Annotated in this window: 13 protein-coding genes; 4 read left to right on the top strand and 9 right to left on the bottom strand. The window is 69.5% G+C overall.

Translation table 11 applies throughout. The features are described from left to right. Positions 1-92 precede the first annotated feature (92 nt). From BKA15_RS09015 to BKA15_RS09000, 4 genes are read right to left on the bottom strand one after another with little or no spacing between them, the layout of a single operon-like run. Complete coding sequence (locus BKA15_RS09015) at positions 93-2,141, bottom strand: heparinase II/III domain-containing protein (RefSeq protein WP_246322729.1); 2,049 nt, start codon at positions 2,139-2,141, stop codon at positions 93-95. A gap of 31 nt (positions 2,142-2,172) precedes the next feature. After that, a complete protein-coding gene (locus tag BKA15_RS09010; RefSeq protein WP_179750003.1) occupies positions 2,173-3,840 on the bottom strand; it encodes an extracellular solute-binding protein in 1,668 nt (555 codons plus the stop codon). Positions 3,841-3,864: 24 nt separating this feature from the next. Then, positions 3,865-4,767 (bottom strand): carbohydrate ABC transporter permease, encoded by a 903-nt coding sequence (locus BKA15_RS09005; RefSeq protein ID WP_179750001.1) that lies wholly within the window; start codon positions 4,765-4,767, stop codon positions 3,865-3,867. Beyond that, entirely contained in the window at positions 4,767-5,849 is a 1,083-nt protein-coding gene (locus BKA15_RS09000; protein WP_246322298.1) for an ABC transporter permease, read from the bottom strand. The genes BKA15_RS09005 and BKA15_RS09000 overlap by 1 nt, the downstream gene beginning before the upstream one ends. A gap of 288 nt (positions 5,850-6,137) precedes the next feature. On the opposite strand from BKA15_RS09000, the gene BKA15_RS08995 reads away from it, so the two are divergent. Then, positions 6,138-6,995 (top strand): helix-turn-helix domain-containing protein, encoded by an 858-nt coding sequence (locus BKA15_RS08995; RefSeq protein ID WP_179749999.1) that lies wholly within the window; start codon positions 6,138-6,140, stop codon positions 6,993-6,995. Between the two features lie 162 nt (positions 6,996-7,157). On the opposite strand, the gene BKA15_RS08990 is transcribed toward BKA15_RS08995, so the two are convergent. Continuing rightward, entirely contained in the window at positions 7,158-7,955 is a 798-nt protein-coding gene (locus BKA15_RS08990) for an SDR family NAD(P)-dependent oxidoreductase (protein ID WP_179749997.1), read from the bottom strand. A 44-nt stretch (positions 7,956-7,999) separates the two neighbouring features. Further along, a complete protein-coding gene (locus tag BKA15_RS08985; protein WP_179749995.1) occupies positions 8,000-10,915 on the bottom strand; it encodes a glycoside hydrolase family 2 TIM barrel-domain containing protein in 2,916 nt (971 codons plus the stop codon). Between the two features lie 153 nt (positions 10,916-11,068). Here BKA15_RS08985 and BKA15_RS08980 point away from each other — a divergent pair, with 153 nt between their 5' ends. From BKA15_RS08980 to BKA15_RS08970, 3 genes are read left to right on the top strand one after another with little or no spacing between them, the layout of a single operon-like run. Continuing rightward, on the top strand, positions 11,069-12,571 hold the full coding sequence (locus tag BKA15_RS08980) for an alpha-L-fucosidase (RefSeq protein WP_179749992.1): 1,503 nt from the start codon (positions 11,069-11,071) through the stop codon (positions 12,569-12,571). 27 nt (positions 12,572-12,598) lie between these two features. After that, positions 12,599-15,253 carry a family 78 glycoside hydrolase catalytic domain gene (locus BKA15_RS08975; RefSeq protein WP_446685529.1) on the top strand — a complete coding sequence of 885 codons (2,655 nt, stop codon included), beginning with the start codon at positions 12,599-12,601 and terminating at the stop codon, positions 15,251-15,253. A 57-nt stretch (positions 15,254-15,310) separates the two neighbouring features. Beyond that, a complete protein-coding gene (locus tag BKA15_RS08970) occupies positions 15,311-16,084 on the top strand; it encodes an NAD(P)-binding domain-containing protein (RefSeq protein WP_179749988.1) in 774 nt (257 codons plus the stop codon). Positions 16,085-16,091: 7 nt separating this feature from the next. Here the strand turns inward: BKA15_RS08970 and BKA15_RS08965 are convergent, their stop codons facing one another. From BKA15_RS08965 to BKA15_RS08955, 3 genes are all read right to left on the bottom strand, one after another. Continuing rightward, positions 16,092-17,519, bottom strand: coding sequence for an esterase/lipase family protein (locus BKA15_RS08965; RefSeq protein ID WP_179749986.1), 1,428 nt, complete (start codon positions 17,517-17,519; stop codon positions 16,092-16,094). 91 nt (positions 17,520-17,610) lie between these two features. Further along, positions 17,611-18,693, bottom strand: a complete 1,083-nt coding sequence (locus BKA15_RS08960; RefSeq protein WP_179749984.1) for an amidohydrolase family protein — start codon at positions 18,691-18,693, stop codon at positions 17,611-17,613. A gap of 148 nt (positions 18,694-18,841) precedes the next feature. Then, the gene (locus BKA15_RS08955; RefSeq protein WP_179749982.1) at positions 18,842-20,377 is read right to left on the bottom strand and encodes a D-arabinonate dehydratase; all 1,536 of its coding nucleotides are present in this window, start codon (positions 20,375-20,377) and stop codon (positions 18,842-18,844) included. Positions 20,378-20,451 lie beyond the last annotated feature (74 nt).

The raw sequence follows: 20,451 nt of genomic DNA, 5'->3' as shown, positions 1-20,451 counted from the left end.
GGAGTCCTGGCGCGCCCTGCCCGTCGCGTTGGTGACCGGGCACAACCGCAGCGACCGCCGCGAAAACCGCTGCGTTGGTGACCGGTCGGCGGTTAGGTCGCGACACCGCTGGCCGGGAGGGTCCAGGAGTCGGTTCGGTCGGGCAGCCGCACCGAAACGATCAGGGTCTCGCCCCGGTCCTCCCACTCGACGGCATCGATCCGGCCGGGGCCGCGGGAGGTCTCGATCACGGCGCCGAAGCGGGCCGCTCGCCCGTGGGCTCGGCGGAGGACGGTGCTCTGCGGTTCGGCCGGCGGGTTGCCGGGGGTGGTCGCGGTGATCACTTCGGTTCCCTCGGGGTCGTGGGCCCAGAGTCGGGTGGTGACGCCTTCGACCTCCCAACTCAGCTGCCACTCTTGATCTTGAGGGGCGAGCCGGTGCACCTCGCTCAAGATCGCGTACGTCTCGTCCGGCGGCCGCCAGTCGACCGGCTCAAGATCATCCCGCCCGAGCAGGACGCCCCGGTGATGCCAGGCGAGATCGATCGGCACCTCCTGCGGCGCCTCGACTCGGACCAGGTCGACGAAGTAGTCGGCGGTCCAGAGCACCGACCGGCGCAACTCGGCCCCGGCATAGGCAGGGACGTGGGTGCGCCGCGGCTCGCGCAGCCAGGATCCCTGCCGCCCGGCGACGGCGTCCGGGTCCTCCGGCCAGGTCACCGACGCCTCCGCCAGCCCGTACGGATGCTCGGCCGGGTCCCGGAAGTTGATCAAGGTCCCCTCGGCCTCCGGCTGGGAGGTCTGGTCCAGCAGCACCGTGTTGTGCGACAGCGTCTGCCGGATCCACGGTCCCTGCAACGGCGAGGTGTAGGCCGGCGAGCCGGCGTCCGGGGCCAGCCGGACGCCGTCCGCCCAGAGATCGAGTTGCAGCTTGTCCGGGTGTCCGTGCCCGCCGCCGTGCGGGCCGTACTTGAGCAGCAGGTAGCGATGATCATCGGCCAGGATGGCGTACCCGCTGGTCGGGTGCACGGTCTTCAGCGGCCACGCCGCCGGCGCGGCCACGTCGGTCAGGTCCGGCCCGAGGGCCAACGCCGCCTCCCCGGTCCGCGGCGTGCCCTGTGCGTAGCAGGCGGCCAGCACCTCGGCGAACCGCGGGTCCGGCCACAGCCCGTACCCCTGTTCGTAGTGGCCGGCATACTGCGCGAGCCCGTACGGGAAGGCGATCGAGTTCCAGCCGTCGTTCGTCGCGGGCAGGCTGAAGTCGGATCTGATCATGGACAGCGGGGTGAGCAGCATGTCGCGCAGCCCGCGGGTCTCGAGAAACGCGGGCCGCCGCTCCCGCAGCGCGGCGGCCGCGGCCAGGGCCCCGGACAGCATGTAGTAGTGGTACGTCGGCGAGCCCTCGGCCCACCAGCCGTCGTCGAGGATGCCTTCGGCGAACTGGGCGGTCAGCCCGGTCTCGCCGTCCACCGCCAGCGCGATCAGGTCGTCGTCGTCCAAGATCACGCCGAGGTGCGCCAGCGCGGACAGCTGCCAGCATTCGATGTTGTGGATCTTTCCGAACAGCTGATCGGTGAGGTGTGCCGCCAGCCCGCGCAGCAGCCCGGTCTCGATCATGGTCCGGTCGGCGTCGGAGAGTTGATCACGGATCGCGTCGTAGACCCGGCAGGCGCCGATGGCCCAGACGGCCTCCTCCAGGCCCTGCCCGGTGATCTTGCCCTTCCCGGCCCAGCGGCCCGAGGGCGGCAGGTTCGGATAGCGTTCCGCGTAGTCGAGCAGAATCTCCCGCGGGTACGCCAGCCGGCGATCACCGGCCTCCGGCCCGACCGCGGCGACCACCGTCGCACAGGCCTGGATGCCGCCCATGATCCGGCCGTTCAGCGCACACCGCCAGCCGCCGTCGAAATCCTCGCCCTGCCAGAGTTTCCCGTCCACCGGGCAGCGGTGCTGCGGCGGCCCGGACGGGTCGAACTCCAGCGGCACCACATGATCGGGACAGTGGAACGCGTGGCCCCAGCCGCCGGCCTCGCCGACCGGGCGCAGGTCGGCCGCCAGCGCCGTTTCGGCCTGCTCCAGCAGGGAATCGCGGGCGGTGGCGAAGGCGGGGTCGGTCCAACGTTCGCGGAGCCGTTTCAACTCGTCGTCGGTACGCAGCCGGGACATCGGCAAGATCACATCCTGGGTTTCGGGGTGGTCATTGTTCGGCGAGGGCTTGCTCGTACTCGTGGCGGACGTCGTCGCCGCCGTTCTTCTTCCAGCGCTCCCGCAGCTCGGCGAGATCGCTGATCGGCTTGCGGCCGGTGACGATGCCGTTGACGAAGTCCTGCACCAGGGCGGACAGCGCGTCTCCCTTGGAATAGGAGGATTCCGAGTCGAGGCCGGCGGTCGGGTCCGGGACGAAGCACTCGGTCATCTGCTCCGCGTACCGCTGGCACGTCGCGGCTTCCTCGGCCGGTGCGCCGGGGAAGAAGAAGCCGTAGTTGAAGGCGCTGAGCTGCATCAGGAAGCTCTCCGCCGCGATCTTCTCGTCCGTCGTACCGACCGGCAGCCCGTCCTTGACGGTGTAGTTGTGGCCCTCGACGCCGTAGTGGACCAGGTTGTACTCCAGGCTGCCGGCCGGCGCCGCGAGATAGTCGATCACCCGAAGCAGCTCGTCGATCCGGGCCTCGTCGGTGACGGAGGAGGGAATGCTGAGCATGCAGTAGAAGCCGAGGTCCGGGGTGATCACGCCGCGCCCGCCGTCTCGGCCCGGCGGCACCAACACGTCGCACTGCGCCTCCGGCTCCCGCTCCCGTACCTTCGCGAACTGGCCGACGACGCCGAAGTAGGCGTCGATGCTGCCGTTGCAGACGCCGACCCGGCCGCTGGTGAAATAGCCCTGGTACTCGGCCGCGTTCGGGGTGAGCGTCAGCACGTCGGGATGGACCAGACCCTCGTTCCACAGCTTGTTGGCGAAGATCAGCGCGGCTTCGTACTCGTCGGTCTCGAGATCCTTGGTGAGCTTGCCACCCTCTTCCCGCCAGCCGCTCGGCACGCCCTGCACCTGGCCGCCGCAGAAGTTGAACGTCTGGTCGATCGTCGCCAGCGGATAGGTGTCCTTCCCGCCGCCGGCCTTCATCGCCTTCAGCCACTCGAACAACTCGTCCGCGTTGGCCGGCTTGCCGTCGAAGCCGCCCTTCGCCGCCCAGTCCGCACGGTACGAGATCGTGCCGCCGATGGTCCGGTTCCGGTAGCAGGGGACCCCGTAGATCGCGCCGTTGATCCGCGAGTTCTGCCAGGCGTAGGCCGGCACCAGGGCCAGGTTCGGATACTTCTTCACCTTGTCGCCGCCGAGGAACGTGCGAAGATCATGGAAGACGCCCTGCGGCAGGTACTTCCGGGCGGCCCGGCCGCGGTAGCTCGGCTCGTTCGTCGTGATGTCGGGGATGTCGCCGCTGGCGATCGTGGTGACCAGCTTGTCGCCGAACGACTGGGCCGGAGCGACGATCGGTTTCAGGGTCACCCCGAGCGCCTCGTTGAGCGTCTCGTACCAGACGTTGCCGTCCAGCTCGGCCGGCACGCCCCAGGTGATCGTGAACGTGGAGACCTCGCCACCGCGGCCCGGTTTTTCCTGTACGGATTGGAATCCGGGCATCGGCAGTTTGCTGTACGCGGGCGGGACGTCGGGCACCTTGCTCAGTGTGGTGCCCTCCAGCTCCGGCCGCTCCAGGCTGATCGGCAGCTGCAGGTCCTCACCGCCGGGGGCGTTCTGCACCCCGCGGCCCTCGTTGGAGCAGCCGACCGCCGCGGCGCCCACCACGCCGAGGCCGAGGCCGAGCGCGGACCGCCGGCTGAACGAGTTGATCATGGCCTCGTCGCGCATGATGATCTTCCTTTCTCTCGGGTGCTAGCCCTTGATCGCACCGGTCAGCACGCCCTTGGTGAAGAATCGCTGCAGGAACGGGTAGACGATCAGGATCGGGACCGTGGCCAGCACCAGCACGGTCATCTGGATGGTCTCCGGAGTGAGTTGCACCTGGGTGTTCTCGATCACCGACCCGGGCAGCGGCTCGGCTTGCAGCACGTACTGCCGCAACACCAGCTGCACCGGCCACATCGAGGGATTGTTGAGATAGAGCATCGCGCCGAAGAAGGCGTTCCAGTAGCCGACGCCGTAGAACAACGCGATCACCGCGAGCACCGCCTTGGAGAGCGGGAGCACCACACTGCCGAGGATCCGCAGCTCGCCCGCGCCGTCGATCCGGGCCGCGTCGAGGAGCTCCTCCGGGATGCTCATGAAGAAGTTCCGGACCACGACGAGGTTGAAGGCGCTGATCGCGCCGGGCAAGATCAACGCCAGGTAGTTGTCCAGCAGCCCGAGGCCGCGGACCACCAGGTAGTTCGGGATGATCCCGGCCGAGAACAGCATGCTGAACAGGACGAGCAGCAGCACGAACCGGGAGCCCGGGACCCGGCGGGTCTGGGTCAGTGCGTACGCCATCGTCACGGTCATCACCATGCTGATCAAGGTGCCGAGCAGCGTGACGCCGATGCTGACGAGCAGCGCCCGCGGGACGATCTCGCCGCCCAGCACGAGCTCGTACGCGGCGGTGGTGAAGCCCTTCGGCCAGAGCAGCAGGTCACCCGGCGTGTAGACCGCGGGATCGGAGAAGCTGACCGAGATCACATGCACGAACGGGTAGAGCATGACGATCACACTGAACGCGAGGACGATCACCTTGAGCGCCTGGGTGATCGTATTCGGCTTCTCCTGCCAGGCCGGCCGAGTGGCCTTGGCGCGAGCCATCATCAGAACACCCCCTCGCCGCCGAACACCTTGGCCAGCTTGTTCGCCCCGAGCACGAGGATCGTGCCGATCAAGCCCTTGACCAGGCCGGCCGCGGTGGCCAGGCCCCAGTCGCCGCCGTTGATGCCGCGGAAGTAGACGAACGTGTCCAACGTCTGGGCCGCCTCGGCCCCGAAGATCGGCTGCTGCAGCAGGATCTGTTCGAAGCCGACCGACAGCACGCTGCCCAGCCGCAGGATCAGCAGCAGCACGATGATCGACGCCATCCCGGGCAGGGTGATGTGCCAGATCCGGCGCCACGGCCCGGCCCGGTCCAGGGCGGCCGACTCGTACCGCTCCTGGGGGATGTTCAAGATCGCGGCGAGGAAGATGATCGTGCCCCAGCCGACCTCCTTCCAGATCACCTGGAGCGTCACCAGGGCAGGAAACCAGTCGGGGTTGCCGATGATGTCGAGCTTGGGCAACCCGACCGTGTTGATCATGCTGTTGAGGACGCCGAGCGGGCCGAGCATCTCGTTCCAGATCGACACCACGATTACCCAGCCGATGAAGTGCGGCAGGTAGACGATCATCTGGATCGACCGCTTCACCCGTTCGGACAGGATGCTGGTCAGCAGCAGGGCCAGCGCGATCGGCGCCGGGAACGCGAACACGATCTGCAGCGCGCTGAGCAGCAGCGTGTTCCACAGCGCGTCGATCAACTCGGGGTCGACGAAGATCCGCTCGAAGTTCTCCCAGCCCACCCACAGGCTGCGGCTCAGTCCGAGGAACGGCGAATAGTCCTGCCAGGCAGCGACATTGCCGCCCAGCGGCAGGTACTGGAACACGACGAAGAAGACGAAGCCCGGCAGCATCAGCAGATACATCCAGCGCTCCCGCCAGATCCGCTTGATCAACGGGACCCGGCGCACCGCGCGCCCGTTCAGGGCGTCGGTGATCTTGGTGCGGCGCGGTCGGCGACCGATGGGTTGCGACGGCTGGGTCACCGGCCCGGTACGGCGACCGGGCGCGGGATCAGCCGCCCCGGGTGCGGTTCGCGCCGCGGTCGCATCGTTGAGCGGCAGCGGCCGGGAGGGATTCGCCATGATCGTCGAGGGTCAGCCGCGAGGGGCACCCGGATCCTCGGCAACGCGTGCGGTGAGTCGGCGGCGGGACACGTGATCACCCCGATCATCAGTGAGGGAGGCGGTGCCGGAATGCGACACGCTCAGGTGAACATATGCGCGCCAATTCGGGCCTGTCAACGATCTTGATCATCGACCGGCGCGTCGGGTTTTCGGTCCAGAATTCGGCCATCTGGGGCCATGGCCGACGGTGTCGCCGCCGGACTAAAATGCGTCGCCGACGGGTCTTGATGGCCTACCGTCGAGACCATGGACGAGTCGGTCGACTACCGCGATCCGGGCAGTTGGTCGCGCATCGAGGAACTGCTGGTCCGGACACCGCCGGTCCCGTCCGGCAGCGCTGACGTGCACCATTGTGGGCCGGACTGGTCGTGGCGGCCGCGGATCCCGGATTTCGATCTCTGGCTGGTCTTCGACGGCGTCGGCCAGGGCCGGCTCAACGACGCCATCGACCTGCGGCTGGGGCCGGGCTCCCTGCTGGTGTTGCGGCCCGGTGATCATGGAACGATCGGCCACGACCCGAGCCGCCCGCTTTCGGTGCTGTCCTGCCACTTCTCGTTCCTCGACCCGGCCGACGGTTCCGTCACGGTGCCCGGACCGGACGTGCTGCCGCGCCGGTTCATTCAGATCGCCGCCCCCGGACAGCTGACCGGCGCCTTCCGGCACCTGGTCCGCGCCGTCCACGACCCGTCGCCGCTGCGTACCGTCGAAGCCAGGGCCCGGTTGGTCGAGGTGCTCGCCGAGATCTACCGGCAGGACGCGTCCGCGCAGGGCGTCCCGGCCGCGACACTGAATCCCCAGCTGGCCGACGCGATCGACCTGATCCGCGCCGCCCCGGCGAAGCGGCACTCGCTGGCCGGCACGGCCGCGGCGGTCGGCCTGTCGACGCGGCAGTTGAGCACGCTGTTCAGCCGCCAGCTGCACACGACGTTCCGCGACTACCTGGTCGAGTCACGGCTCGACCGCGCCCGGATGCTGCTCACCGAGACCACGATGACCATCCACCAGATCGCCCGCTCCCTCGGCTACAGCGACCCGTTCCTGTTCAGCCGCCAGTTCCGCTCCCGGTACGGGATCCCGCCCTCCCACTACCGCGACCGCGGCTAAGCTCTGGCTCCCTCGATGTCGTTATTTCTCCACGGGCGAGCGCCCGAGCGCGATTGCCACGTGGAAATGCCCCGTCTGTGGAGGAATCCCGACACGGGCTCAGCCTGCACCGTGGACAGTCGCCGCAGTCGTTGCGCAGCTGACGATCGACCGCAGCTCGGGCTAGGCCAGCACCAGGCTGAGGCCGGCGTCGACCCAGACCTCGCTGCCAGTGATCAACCGGGCGTCGTCGGAGAGCAGGAACGTGATCACCTGGGCCAGTTCGACCGGTTCGGCGGCCCGGCCGGTGAGCACATTGAGCCCCTTGGGGTACGTCACCGGCCAGCGGATCCGGTCCAGGTCGCGCGCGTGCGTCGCCTCGCCGATGTTGGTCCGCACCTCGCCCGGGCAGACGACGTTGATCCGGATGCCCTGCTGGGCCAGTTCGACGGCGACCATCTTGGCGAAGATCGCCTGGCCGCCCTTGCTGGTCGAGTACGCGACGGCGCCCGGGTAGTTGAAGACCCGGGTGCCGTTCACCGACGAGATGATCACGATCGAGCCGCCGTCCTGGCGCAGCAGCGGCAGCGCGGCCTTGGTGGTCAGGAACGTGCTGGTCAGGTTGGTCGCCAGGGTGTCGTTCCACTCGTCCAGGGTCAGCTCGTCCAACGGCGCGAACACGCCGTTCTTCCCGGCGCTGATCACCAGATGATCAAGTCGCCCCCAGGTTCGTTCGATCCGGTCCACCGCGTCGGTCAGATCGCTCTCGGAGCGGACGTCGCCGGTGATCACGAGGACTTCGGCGCCGAGGTCGGTCAGCTCCGCGCGGACCTCGTCGTTGCGGGTCTCGTCGTACGACAGGACGGCGATCGCTGCGCCGCGCCGGGCCAGCTCGACGGCGGCGCCGCGGCCGATCCCGGAACTGCCGCCGGTGACCAGGGCGACCCGGCCGGTGAAGTCGTTGGCTGACGTGCTGCTCATGACCGGGAGCGTACGGGAGCGCGCGCGGGCCGTGAATCGTGCGGTCAGTCGAGCGTGATCATCACCGAGTACCGGACGGGGCGGATCGGCAGCCGGTACCGGTCCGGCAGCGGCGGACCGCAGGAGGCGCTGCCGAGCCCCTGCTGACCATGATCGAGATTGAGCCAGACCCGCCCGGAGTCCTCGAGCTGGTGCGGATGATCGGCCGCGGCCAGGGCCTCGCTGGTCCAGCGCCGCGCCGTGAAGTCGAAGAGCGGAGCGCCCGTCACCCGGAGCGCCGGCAGGCCGTCGCCGGACAGCTGGAGCCAGCGGGTGTCGACGTGATTGCCGTTCTCCTGCGGCACCGGATAGGGGGTCTGCAGGGCGTCGATCGGTCGGGTGAATCGGCCGACCCGGGCCGCCGCGCGGCTGTCGGCGTACGACTCGTCGGGCCCGCGGCCGAACCAGGTCGCGTCCCGGAAGCCGCCCGGCAGGCCGAGCCGGATCCCGATCCGGGGCGGGGTGACGGCGTGCTTCCCGTACGGGGTCTCCTGCCAGGGCCCCACCGGATCGGCATCGACGGTGAGCCTGAGCTCGGAGCCGTCCCAGCGCCAGGCGAACCGGGTGATCACGCCGAACGGCTGGGTGGCCGGCGCGCTCCGCCCGGTGATCACGAGTTCGCCGTCGAGGACGTGCACGGCGTCGGTCCGGTGCAGGACGCGGTCCAGACCGACCGCCTGCCAGGTCGCGGCGAGCCGGTTCCGGTCACCCTGCCCGCGATCGTTCTCGGTCGGCGCCCGCCACAGATCGAGGGTCGGGCCGGTGACCGGGAGGCCGGCGAGGTCGATCAGGCTGCCGGTGCCGCGGTCGAAGGTGGCGGGGCCGAGGGTGATCGTGGTCTGCCCCTCGACAAGCTCAGGGGTCGTTGTCGACAGACCGTGTCCTGAGCCTGTCGAAGGACCAGGGAGCTGTGCCTGGGCCCAGGCGATCTCGTGGCCGGCCGGCGCCCAGAGTTGATCATGGGCGAGCTCCGCGGTGACGGTCAGCCAGGTCTCGCCGGTCTCGGCCGGTGCTACGCGGGGGAGCGGAACGGACGCCCGTTGCCCGGGTCGGCAGTCGGGCACGTCCAGCGAGCCTGACTCGGCCGGCAGGCCGTCGACCTCGGTGTGCCAGCGGAACCGCAGCTGCTCCAGCCCGGCGGTGTGCTGCCGATTGCGTACGGTGATCGTCCCGGCCTCCGGATCGATCATGATCGTGACCGGCTCGATGGCCTTCTTCAGCTCGTCCAGTCCCGGCGACGGCGTCCGGTCCGCGAACAGCAGCCCGTCCAGGCAGTAGCTGCCGCCGTTGGGCCGGTAGTCGGTGTCGCCGCCGTGCCGGACGTACGCCTCGCCCGACTCGGTGCGGCCGGTCAGGCCATGATCGATCCACTCCCAGACGAAGGCGCCGGCGAACCGGTCCGACGACTCCAGCAGCTCCTGGTAGTCGCTCAGCCCGCCGGGCCCGTTGCCCATCGCGTGGGCGTACTCGCAGAGCAGGAAGGGCAGCCCGCGCCGACGATGATCATCGTCGGAACCCGCCTCGACCCCGTCCGGCGTGGGCTCCGCGCGGTCGGCGATCAGCCGCAGTTCGTCGAGGTCGAGGTACATCTTGCTGAAGAAGTCGGAGTGCCGGTAGCTCGGTTCCCGCTCGTAGTGCAGCGGCCGGCTCGGGTCCCGCCGCCGGATCCGGTCCTCGATCGCGGCCAGGTTGCGACCGGTCCAGCTCTCGTTGCCGAGCGACCAGATGATCACGCTCGGCCGGTTCTTGTCCCGCTCGATCATCCGGTCGATCCGGTCCAGCAGCGCGTCCCGCCACTCCGGCTCGTCGAGCGGGTTGCCCTGCCAGCCGGCGTAGATGAAGCCGTGCGTCTCGATGTCGCATTCCTCGACCACCCAGAGCCCGTACTCGTCACAGAGCCGGAGGAACTCCGGGTGCGGCGGATAGTGAGCGGTGCGGACCGCGTTGACGTTGTGCCGCTTCATCAACACGATGTCGTCGATCATGGTCTCGCGGTCCAGCGCCCGGCCGCGATCCGGATCGTGCTCGTGCCGGTTGACGCCCCGCAGCTTGACCGGACGTCCGTTGATGATCAACACGCCGTCGGTGATCTCGACCCGACGGAACCCGATGGCGAGGTCGATCCGCTCGCCGCCGGCGGTCAGGGTGCCGCGGTAGAGGCGAGGGCGTTCGGCGCTCCACGGCTGCACCTGCTCCAGCCGTACGGTCTCGCCGGTGGCGACCCGGATCCCGAGTTCGGGCAGCTCGACCAGGCCCGGCACGTCGGCGTCGACCCGCAGCTCGCCGGTGCCGGCGGCGGCGTCGTAGTCGGCGTGGACGAAGTGATCATCGCTGGCGCCGTCGGGCCGGGCCAGCAGCTCGACGTCGCGGAAGATGCCGGGCAGCCACCACATGTCCTGATCTTCGAGATAGCTGCCGGAGGACCAGCGGTTGACCCGGACGGCGAGCAGGTTGCCGGTCGGCCGGACCGCGTCGGTGACGTCGAACTCGAACGGCAACCGACTGCCCTTCGAGTGGCCGAGCAGCCTTCCGTTGAGCCACACCGTCGCGCAGGAATCGACACCCTGGAACCGCAGCACGGTCCGCCCGGCCGGCCACGCGGACGGCAGGTCGAACCGGCGCCGGTAGTCGCCGGTCGGATTCTGCGCGGGCAGCCGCGGCGGATCGATCGGGAACGGGAACGCCGTGTTCGTGTAGAGCGGGCGGTCGTGCCCCTCCAGCACCCAGTGCGCCGGCACCCTGATCGTGTCCCACCCGGGGTCGTCCGCGGCGAGAAGTTGATCACCCGTGCCGGCGGCAGTCTCGGCGAGCCGGAACTCCCAACGGCCGTTCAGGGAGAGCCGCGGAGCGTCGGAGGTGAAGTCGGCCCGCGGTCGGCGGCGACCGCTGCCGGGGCCCGGGTCCGCCGCGTATTCGATCATGCTGGGGACTCGATCATGAGGGGACCGACGATTGACAACGTACGCGCTCCTCGCCTACCGTGGAGTTGAATCGCTTCAATATGCATCCTTGCCTAGATATGCGATCAAGGCAAGTGTGGTGACGAGACACGGCACCACCGCCGAGGAGGGCGCGTGACGACGCACGCCGGTTACCGGCCGACCTGGGAATCCCTGCGTGGGCACGCGATCCCGGGCTGGTTCGGGTCCGCGAAGTTCGGCATCTGGTCGCACTGGGGAGCACAGTCGGTCGGCCGCTCCGGCGACTGGTACGCCCGGCACCTGTACGGCCCCCAGGCCGGCTCGGGGCCGTGGGAACGACGCCGGTCACTGCGGCAGTATGCGCACCACAAGGCGGAGTTCGGCCCGCCGTCGGAGTTCGGCGCCGCCGACCTGGCCCGGCGCTGGCGGGCCGAGCGGTTCGACCCGGACGAGTTGATCGACCTGTACCGCCGCAGCGGCGCCCGCTACTTCGTCGCGCTGGCCGCCCATTGCGACAACGTCGATCTCTGGGACTCACCGCATCCGTGGAACACCACTCGGGTCGGGCCGCGCCGCGACATCGTCGGCGCCTGGGAGAAATCCGCTCGCGCGGCCGGGCTGCCGTTCGGGCTCAGCTTCCACAACAACTGGACCTGGCGCTGGCTGGACGTCGCGCACGGCACCGATCCCGAGACCGGCGAGCCCAACGACGGCGCGCGGCCGAGCCCGGGCGCCGATCCCGATCCGGCCGCGCTCTACCCGCCGGTCCACGAGCCCGGCGTCGCACCGCCGCCGGGGCAGGCGGTGGACTTCTACCGCCGGGTCCGGGCGGCGCTGGACCGCTATCGGCCCGACCTGGTCTATCTCGACGACATGCGGCTGCCGTTCGACGAGGGCAGCGTCGTGCAGGCCGAGCCGCCCAGCCGACTCGGCCTGGACCTGCTCGCCGACTACTACGCGAGCTGCGCCAGCGGTGGCATCGTGACGATCAAGGAGGTGCCGCCGGAGGATCGGACCGCGGTCCTGCTCGACTGCGAGCGGCGCCAGCTGGACGCGATCCAAGATCAGCCGTGGCAGTTCGACACCAGCGACGGCGAGTGGTTCCACTGCGAGGGCACCGAGGACTTCTTCCATCCCCGCAAGACATCCCGGCAGGTGATCCATACGCTGGTGGACGTGGTGAGCAAGAACGGGACGCTGCTGCTCAACATCCCGCAGCGCGCCGACGGCACTCTCGATGATCATGCCCGGACCCTGCTGGCCGAGATCGGCGCCTGGCTGTCCGTGTGCGGCGAGGGGATCTACGACACCGTGCCGTGGCGCCGGTTCGGCGAGGGCAGCACCGGTCTCGGCGACACCCGCGGCTACGAGGGCTACAACGAGGGTGACCGGGCCTATCGGTTCGATGATCTTCGGTTCACCTCCCGCGGTTCGGACCTCTACGTGACGCTGCTGGAGTGGCCGACGGACCGGCACACCATGATCACCAGCCTCGGCACCGACCAGGCTCCCACCGATTCGGAGCCGGTCCAGGTGACTTTGCTCGGCCATGGCCCGGTGCCCTGGCAGCGCACGCCGGCCGCGCTGCGGGTCGATCTGCCACCCGATCCGCCGACCCCGTCCGCTTCCATGATCAGGATCAGCCGACCCGGTTGACCGCCCGCTTCTCGTACCGGAGGACCGATGCCCGACCAGCCCACGCAAGATTCAGGTTCCCCGCGCCCTGAGCCTGTCGACGGGCCCCTCGACCTGCGGACGCTGGGGATGACCGTCCCGCTGGGCATCGGCGACCCGCGGCCGCCGTTCGGCTGGCGGCTGCCCGAGTCCGTACCGGCGCAGACGGGTTGGCAGGTCCAGGTCGCCGGCAGCGCCGAGGCTCTCGCCGACGGCCGGGCGGACCTGTGGGACAGCGGCGAGGTCGACGGAGATGATCAACACGCCCGTTACGCCGGTGCTCCGCTGGACTCCCGGGCGGGCGCGCACTGGCGAGTCCGGGTCCGCGACGCCGACGGCAGCTGGTCGGCGTGGAGTGCCCTCGCCCGGTTCGAACTCGGCCTGCTGCGGCCGGGCGACTGGACCGGGCGCTGGATCAGTCATCCCGCCTGGTACGCCGACGACGTCGATCCCCGGGTCGGCGAGGGGCTCCCACTTCCCTTGCTGGCAGGCGAAATCTCGCTCGCCGAGCGGCCGGTCAGGGCCCGGCTGCACGTCGCCGGCGCGGGGGTCTACTACGCATCGATCAACGGCACTCCGGTGTCCGACGCGGTCCTGGAACCGGCCTACACCGACTTCCCGCGTCGGGTCGCCGCCGCCAGCCATGACGTCACCGCGCTGGTGCGGCCCGGCGCGAACGTGATCGGGATCGAGCTCGGGCCGGGCATCGCGCACGTCTATCCGCACCAGGACCGCTACATGAAGTTCTACGGCTCCAAGCTGTCGCCGCGGGCGATCGCCGAGCTCGAGGTGCACTATGCCGAAGGGAGCAGCGTCCGGTTCGGCACCGACGACTCCTGGCGTGCGGCCGCGGGGGCGACGCTCCGGTCGCATTGGTTCGGCGGCGAGGACTATGACGCCCGGCGCGAACTGCCCGGCTGGAACGAGCCCGGCACCGACCGGTCCGGCTGGACCCCGGCGGTGATCATCTCCGGCGACGGCCCGGCGCCGGTCGCCCGGACCTGCCCGCCACTGCGGGTGGTGGAGCGCCTGCCGGCCCTGACCAGGACCGTCGCCACTGATGGCACGCCCGTGTTCGACGTCGGCGTGGTGCAGGCCGGTCTGGTCGAGCTGTCGGTCGACCTGCCCGCCGGAACCCACCTGCGGCTGGTCCCCGGTGATCAATTGGACGACTTCGGCCGGGTCGTCCAGTCCAAGCCGACCACCGGTTCGCCGATCTTCAATACGGTGATCACCGGCGACGGGCCGCTGCGCTGGCAGCCGCGGTTCCGCTACGACGGCTTCCGCTACGTCGAGGTGCAAGGCCTGCCGGACCACGTCGGGCCGGATGCGGTCACCGCCCTGGTGGTCCGCGCGGACAACGAGCCGGTCGGCACCTTCGAGACGTCGGTGCCGTTGATCAACAGCATCCACACGATCATCGACCGGGCCGTGCAGGGCAACATGTACAGCGTCCTCACCGACTGCCCGCACCGGGAGAAGCTGGGCTGGCTGGAGCAGGTCCATCTGCTGTTCGACGTGGTCGCCTACAACTACGACGTCGCCGCCTACTACCGGGAACTGCTCGCGACGATCGCGGAGGCGCAGACCGAGGACGGCCTGGTGCCCGACATCGCCCCGGAATACGTGGTGTTCGCCGACGGGTTCCGGGACGACCCGAACTGGGGCGGCGTGATCATCTCGGTGCCTTGGCAGCTCTACCGCTGGTACGGCGACCTGGCGGTCCTCCAAGATCACTACCCGGCGATGGTCCGCTACCTCGACTACCTGACCGGGCGGTCCGAGGACGGCCTGCTCCCGTACGGACTCGGCGACTGGATCGGCCTGGACAAGACGACCCCGGTGCCGCTGGTCGGCACCTGGGGCTACTGGCGGGCCGCCGACGCCATGATCAACATCGCGACCGCGCTCGGCCGGACCGACGACGCCGAACGCTACCGCGCTCTCGCCGCGAAGATCGTCGACGCCTTCCGCCGCGCGTTCCACGACCCCGGCACCGGCCGGTACGGCGGCGGCGGTCAGGCGGCCGAGCTCTTCGCGCTCGACGTCGGCGCCGTCCCGGAGCCGGATCGGGAAGCCGTGCTGGACCGGATCAGCGCCTCGGTCGACGAGGCCGGGATCACGGTCGGCGAGATCGCGCTGCCGGTGCTGTTCCGGATCCTCGGCGACGCGGGCCGGCACGACGTGCTGTGGCGCTTCGCGAACCGGACCGAGCATCCGGGCTACGGCTACCAGGTCGTGCACGGCGCGACCGCGCTGACCGAGGCCTGGGACGGGCCGACCCGCGGCCTGTCCCAGAACCACTTCATGCTCGGCGCCATCGACAGCTGGTTCTACCGCCATCTGGCCGGCATCGGCCAGGCCGCGGGCTCGCTCGGCTGGCGGGAGCTCGATCTTGCTCCGGTCGTGGTGGACGGCCTGGACGCGGTGACGGCGCGGACCCGCGGCGCCCGCGGCGACGTCGCGGTCGCCTGGCGTCGTGACGGCGAGACGTTCCGGCTGGACGTGACCGTGCCGGCCGGCTCGGTGGCGACGGTGCGGCTGCCGGCCTGGCCGGACGCGAAGGCTGTCGTACCGGAGATCGCGGAGCCGGTCACGCCGGGCGCCGACGGCCGGCCGTCCTGGCTGGTCCCCGCCGGCACCTGGTCGTTCGAACTGGGCTGATCATGATCACCGCCGACCCGGTACCGTGACCCGCAGGCGTGACGAGCAGGAGGTCGGATGCGGTACGGATTCGTCGGCACCGGTGAACTCACGGCGGCGATCGTCACCGGGCTGTGTGACGGCGTCGCCGATCCGCCGGAGGTGTTCCTGTCGCCGCGCGGCCGGGCGGTCGGCGCCGAACTGGCGGCCCGGTTCCCGAGCGTCGCGGTCTGCGCCGACAACACCGAGGTGGTGGCTCGAGCGGACGTGCTCACCGTGGCGGTCCGGCCGCCGCTGGCCCGGGACGTGCTGTCCGGGTTGACGTTCCGGCCGGAGCAGGTCGTGATCAGCGCCCTCGCCGGCGTCCCGCTGGAACGGCTGGGCGAACTGGCGCCGACCGCCCGAGCCCTGGTCCGGGCCATCCCGCTGCCGCAGGCGGCGCAGCGACAGAGCCTGACCGCCCTGCACCCGGACCAGCCCGCCGCTCGCGCCCTGTTCGAGCGGGTCGGCGACGTGATCATCGCCGACACCGAATCGGCCCTGGACGCGATGAGCACGGCGACGGCCACGTTCGCGGCACACCTTGATCAACTCGCGACGATCGCCGGCTGGCTGACCGAACACGGCCTGGCCGCGGAACAGTCCGCCGGCTATCTGAAGTATCTCTACGGCGCGGTCGGCCGGACGCTGCAGGACAGCACCGACACGTTCGAGACCCTGACCACGCGGCACATGACGCCGGGCGGGATCAACGAGCAGGTGCTGGCCGACCTGCGCCGGGCGGGTCAGCCGGAGGCGATGCGGCGGGCGCTGGATCGGGTGCTGATCCGGCTGCGTGGCCCGGCCGAGTGATCATCTCTCAGAAGCCGCGCTGCTTCAGGTCGGCGACGATCTTGATGTAGGCGTCCAGCACGTTGAAGCCCGCGTAGTCCTCCCGATGCATGTCCACCAGGTCGCCGTGCGAGACGCCCCGCCTCGTCGTACTGCACAGGACGCCGCGGAACTCGCCCCACTTCGCGGAATCGACCGAGACCAGGCCGTCGTTCTCCTCGCCGAGCGCCTTGATCACCTGGAACGGAACCGACAGCACCCGGTCGCTGGACGGGCGGGTCATGATCGACGTGTAGCTCTGGTAGTAGACGGCCGGATGGTCGGGCGTCTCCCGGTTGAACGCGGCGGACACCTCGGTCCGGAACGCCATCGTCGAGTCCAGGAAGTCCGGCGCCTCGTCGCCGGCGAGCCCGAACACCCAGTTCACGGCGCCGGCGAGCCGCCGATAGACCGGCTGCTTCAGCTTGGTCGCGGTGTCGGCGAACCGAACGCCGTGGTGCGGCGTGTTCATCGTGGTCAGGCTGGCCACCCGGCAGCCCTCGCCGAGCGTGGTGATCGCGTAGCGGGAGTCGATCCCGCCGCGGCTGTGCGCGATGATGTTGATCTTCGGCGCGCCGGTCAGCTCGGTCACCTCACGGATCCGCCGGGCCACCTGCTCGCCGTTCTGGGCGATGGTGCCCCAGGCCTCCTGCTCGCCGTAGAACAAGTTCGCGCCGTGCCGCTTCAGATACTTCGGGATCCGGCCCCACGCGTTGAACCTGACCCGGTCCCGCCAGCCGACCCCGTGCACGAGCAGGATCGGATAGCGGGTCGCGCAGCGGTCGTCCTGCGGCACCGCCCGCTCCCACTCCACCCGGTCGACCGCGGCGCGGTACTCCTGCCGGACCCCGCGGGCCGCCCCGATCCCGATCAGCCAGCCGATCACCGGCACCCAGACCGCGGTCGCGATCAGCCACCGGCTCAGCACACCGAGGCTCTTGGACAGCAGGATCGCCCGGAGGCTGCCGTTCAGGTAGAGCACCAGGCAGCAGCCGAGGGCGTACGCCAGGTTGCCGATCAGCAACTCGGTCGGCACCCGGTCGGCGAGGAACACGAAGGAGAGCGGCAACAAGACGGCCTCGACGACGATCGCGTACCCGAGCGAGAAGAGGATCGGGCTCGCGCCGCCCAGGGCCTTCAGCCGGAATCCGACCGGCACGCCGTCCATGATCGGGAACACGTTGAGGTGGATCCACACGTAGAGCAGCGCCAGCCCGGTGATGATCATCGCCGACAGCCAGGCGACGCCGAGCTCGGTGAAGATCAGGTACGCCAGCAGCGGCACGTTCATCGCGATCGGCAGGTAGAGCGCCATCACGACCGGATTGATCAGCGGCACCTTCTGCACGAGATCGAGGACGCCCAGCACGACGATGATCACCGCAACGCAGATCAGCCCCACCGCCAGGCCCGTCATCCACCCTCCGTCGTCTCGTCGAACTCCGGCGAAACGCTACCCCGGGCCCCGGTCCGTCACGGCGGACGCGGACCGGAACCCGGGGCAGGGATTAGCGGCTCAGGTCGAAGAGTTTCGCAGCATTGCGGCCCAGGATCTTCGCTCGGTCCGAACGCCGGACTCCGGCATCCTCGAGACTGGAAAGAATGACATCCGGCTGCACCCAGGGATGGTCGCTGGCATAAAGCAGACGATTCGGGCCGGAGAATTCGAGGGCGAATCGCATGGCCTCCGGCAACGGCGACACGATGTCCAGGAAGATGCTGCGCAGATAATCGCTCGGTTTGCGTTCGAGGTTCTGATTGCTGCGCTTGAGGACCAGTACCTGATGGTCGAACCGTCCCGCAATGAAGGGCAATGTCCCACCCAGATGGGGGCAGACGAATTTCAGGTCCGGATATTCGTCGAAGATTCCGGCGGCGATGATCCGGGCGAGCGAGATCGTGTTCTCGAACATGTTGCCGAGCAGACCGGTCAGATCGTGCCCCTTGGTCTGCGCCAGCGTGGTCGGCAGCGCCGGGTGCAGCACGATCGGCAGTCCCAATTCTTCGGCGCGGGCGAACAGCCAGCGAAACTGTGGCTCGTCCGGCCAATGCCCGGCCAGGTTGCTGTACAGCAGAATTCCCTTGAACTGCAGGGACTTGACGCAACGGTCAAGCTCCCGCTCGGCCGCGGCGGAGTCCTGCAGCGGCAACAGGCAGAGACCGGCGAAGCGGCCCCGGTGCTTCCGTACGGCGCCGTGGATGTTGTCGTTCAGCAATTGCGCGACAGCGGGCCCGTCGGCCCCGAACCACTCGGGTCCCGGGTCGTTGCTGCTCAACAGCGTGATGTCGATGCCGTTCTCGTCCATGGCCGCGAGTTTGAGTTCGAGATCGGTATATTCCGGCGGGATCTTGCGGACCCAGTCACCCATTTTCAGGAGGGTCACGCCGTCCTTGTCGAAAACCCGCGGGTCCTCGGTACGGCGGCGCATGAGTTCGACGTGGTCACGGAAGAAGAGATGACTCTGGACGTCCACGACGATGGACCGGTCTTTTTCTCCCGGTGTTGCCGCCGCGGGTTGGGCACCGAGGGCGGCGGCGGTGGCCACCGGTGCGGTGGCGGCGATGAATTGGCGACGATCGATATTCCTCATAAGTCGGCACGCTATGCACGCCGAATCCACGAGGCAACGATTTGATAACGATCGCCGACGGGAGTGCCGGGTTCCTGGCCGAAGGTGCCAGTGGTCCCGCCCCGGGCTGCGACCGTGGGGCTATTGTCCGGGGCGAGTCGACCGCGTATCAGGTGACGGCGCCGAGCTGCCAGGGCACGAACTCGTCCTGGCCGATGTCCAGTTCCTCGCTCGCGGTCTGGTGCCCCGAGGCCACGGCGAGCAGGGTGTCGAAGATCGTCCGGCCGACCTCGGCCACGGTCTCGGTGCCGTCCACGATGGTGCCGGCGTTGATGTCGATGTCGTCCGGCATCGAACGGGCCAGCTCCGAGTTGGTGCCGATCTTGATGCTCGGTACGGGCTTGCAGCCGAAGACCGAGCCGCGGCCGGTGGTGAAGCAGACGATGTTCGCGCCGCCGGCGACCAGCCCGGTGACCGAGACCGGGTCGTAGCCGGGCGTGTCCATGAAGCCGAAGCCGGGCCGGTCGATCCGGTCCGCGTACTCGTACACGCCGGTCAGCTCCGCCCGCCCGCCCTTGGCGACGGCGCCGAGGGACTTCTCCAGGATCGTGGTCAGCCCGCCGCGCTTGTTGCCGGGGGAGGGGTTGTTGTCGAGGGTCCCGCCGACGGCGGCCACGTAGTCGCGCCACCAGTCGATCCGGTCCAGCAGCCGCCGGCCGACCTCCGGGGAGACGGCCCGCCGAGTCAGCAGGTGCTCGGCTCCGAAGATTTCCGGCGTCTCGGCGAGCACGGACCGGCCGCCGAGGCCGACCAGCAGGTCGGAGGCCACGCCGAGGGCCGGATTCGCGGTGATGCCGGAGTAGCCGTCGGATCCGCCGCAGTTCAGGCCGAGGATCAGCTCGCTCGCGTCGATCGTCGTCCGCTGCCAGGTGTCGAGTCGGGGCAGCATCGCCTTGATCCGCCGGGTTCCTTCGGCGATTGTGGCCCGGACGCCGCCGGACTCCTGGATCGTCATCCGCTCCACCAGCAGATCGCTGGACAGGTCCAGCTCGGCGGTGATCAGGTCCAGCTCCATCATTTCGCAGCCGAGTCCGAGGATCAGCAGGCCCGCGAAGTTCGGGTGTGCCGCGTAGCCGCGCAGGGTGCGCAGCAGGACGCCGGCGCCCTCGGAGCCGTCCACCAGCCCACACCCGCTGTTGTGGGTCAGGGCCATCACGCCGTCGATCGCCGGATGATCATCGAGAACCGTCCCGCGGAACTGGTCGGCGATCAGCCGGGCGGCGGTCGCGGAGCAGTTCACCGAGGTGAGTACGCCGATGTAGTTGCGGGTGCCGACCCGGCCGTCGGCCCTCCGGTAGCCCTGGAAGGTCGGCCGGTCGCCCGCCGGTGGCTCCGGGGTGACCCGGGCGGTGGCGAACTCGTACTCTCGCTGAAGATCACCCATGGCGAGGTTGTGAGTGTGGACGTGATCACCGGCGGCGATGTCGCTCAGGGCGACGCCGATCGCCTGGCCGTACTTGATCACCGGACGGCCGGCGGCGACCGGCCGGACCGCGAGCTTGTGGCCGCGGGTCACCTCGGTTGCCGCGGTGACCGTACCGACTCCGGGCACGGTGACCTCCTGACCGGCCGCGAGGTCACCGAGAGAGACGGCGATCGAGTCGCCCGGGTCAAGGTGCAGCACGGCGGTGGTCCGTTCGGACATTCGTCGGGTTCCTCTCGACGGTGATGAATGGTGTTTCTGCAAGATGTTGCATATGCTGAATGCGCTTGCAAGGC

The sequence above is a fragment of the Microlunatus parietis genome (assembly GCF_013407955.1).
GTDB lineage: Bacteria > Actinomycetota > Actinomycetes > Propionibacteriales > Propionibacteriaceae > Microlunatus > Microlunatus parietis.
This window is presented reverse-complemented; position numbering and strand designations above follow the sequence as displayed.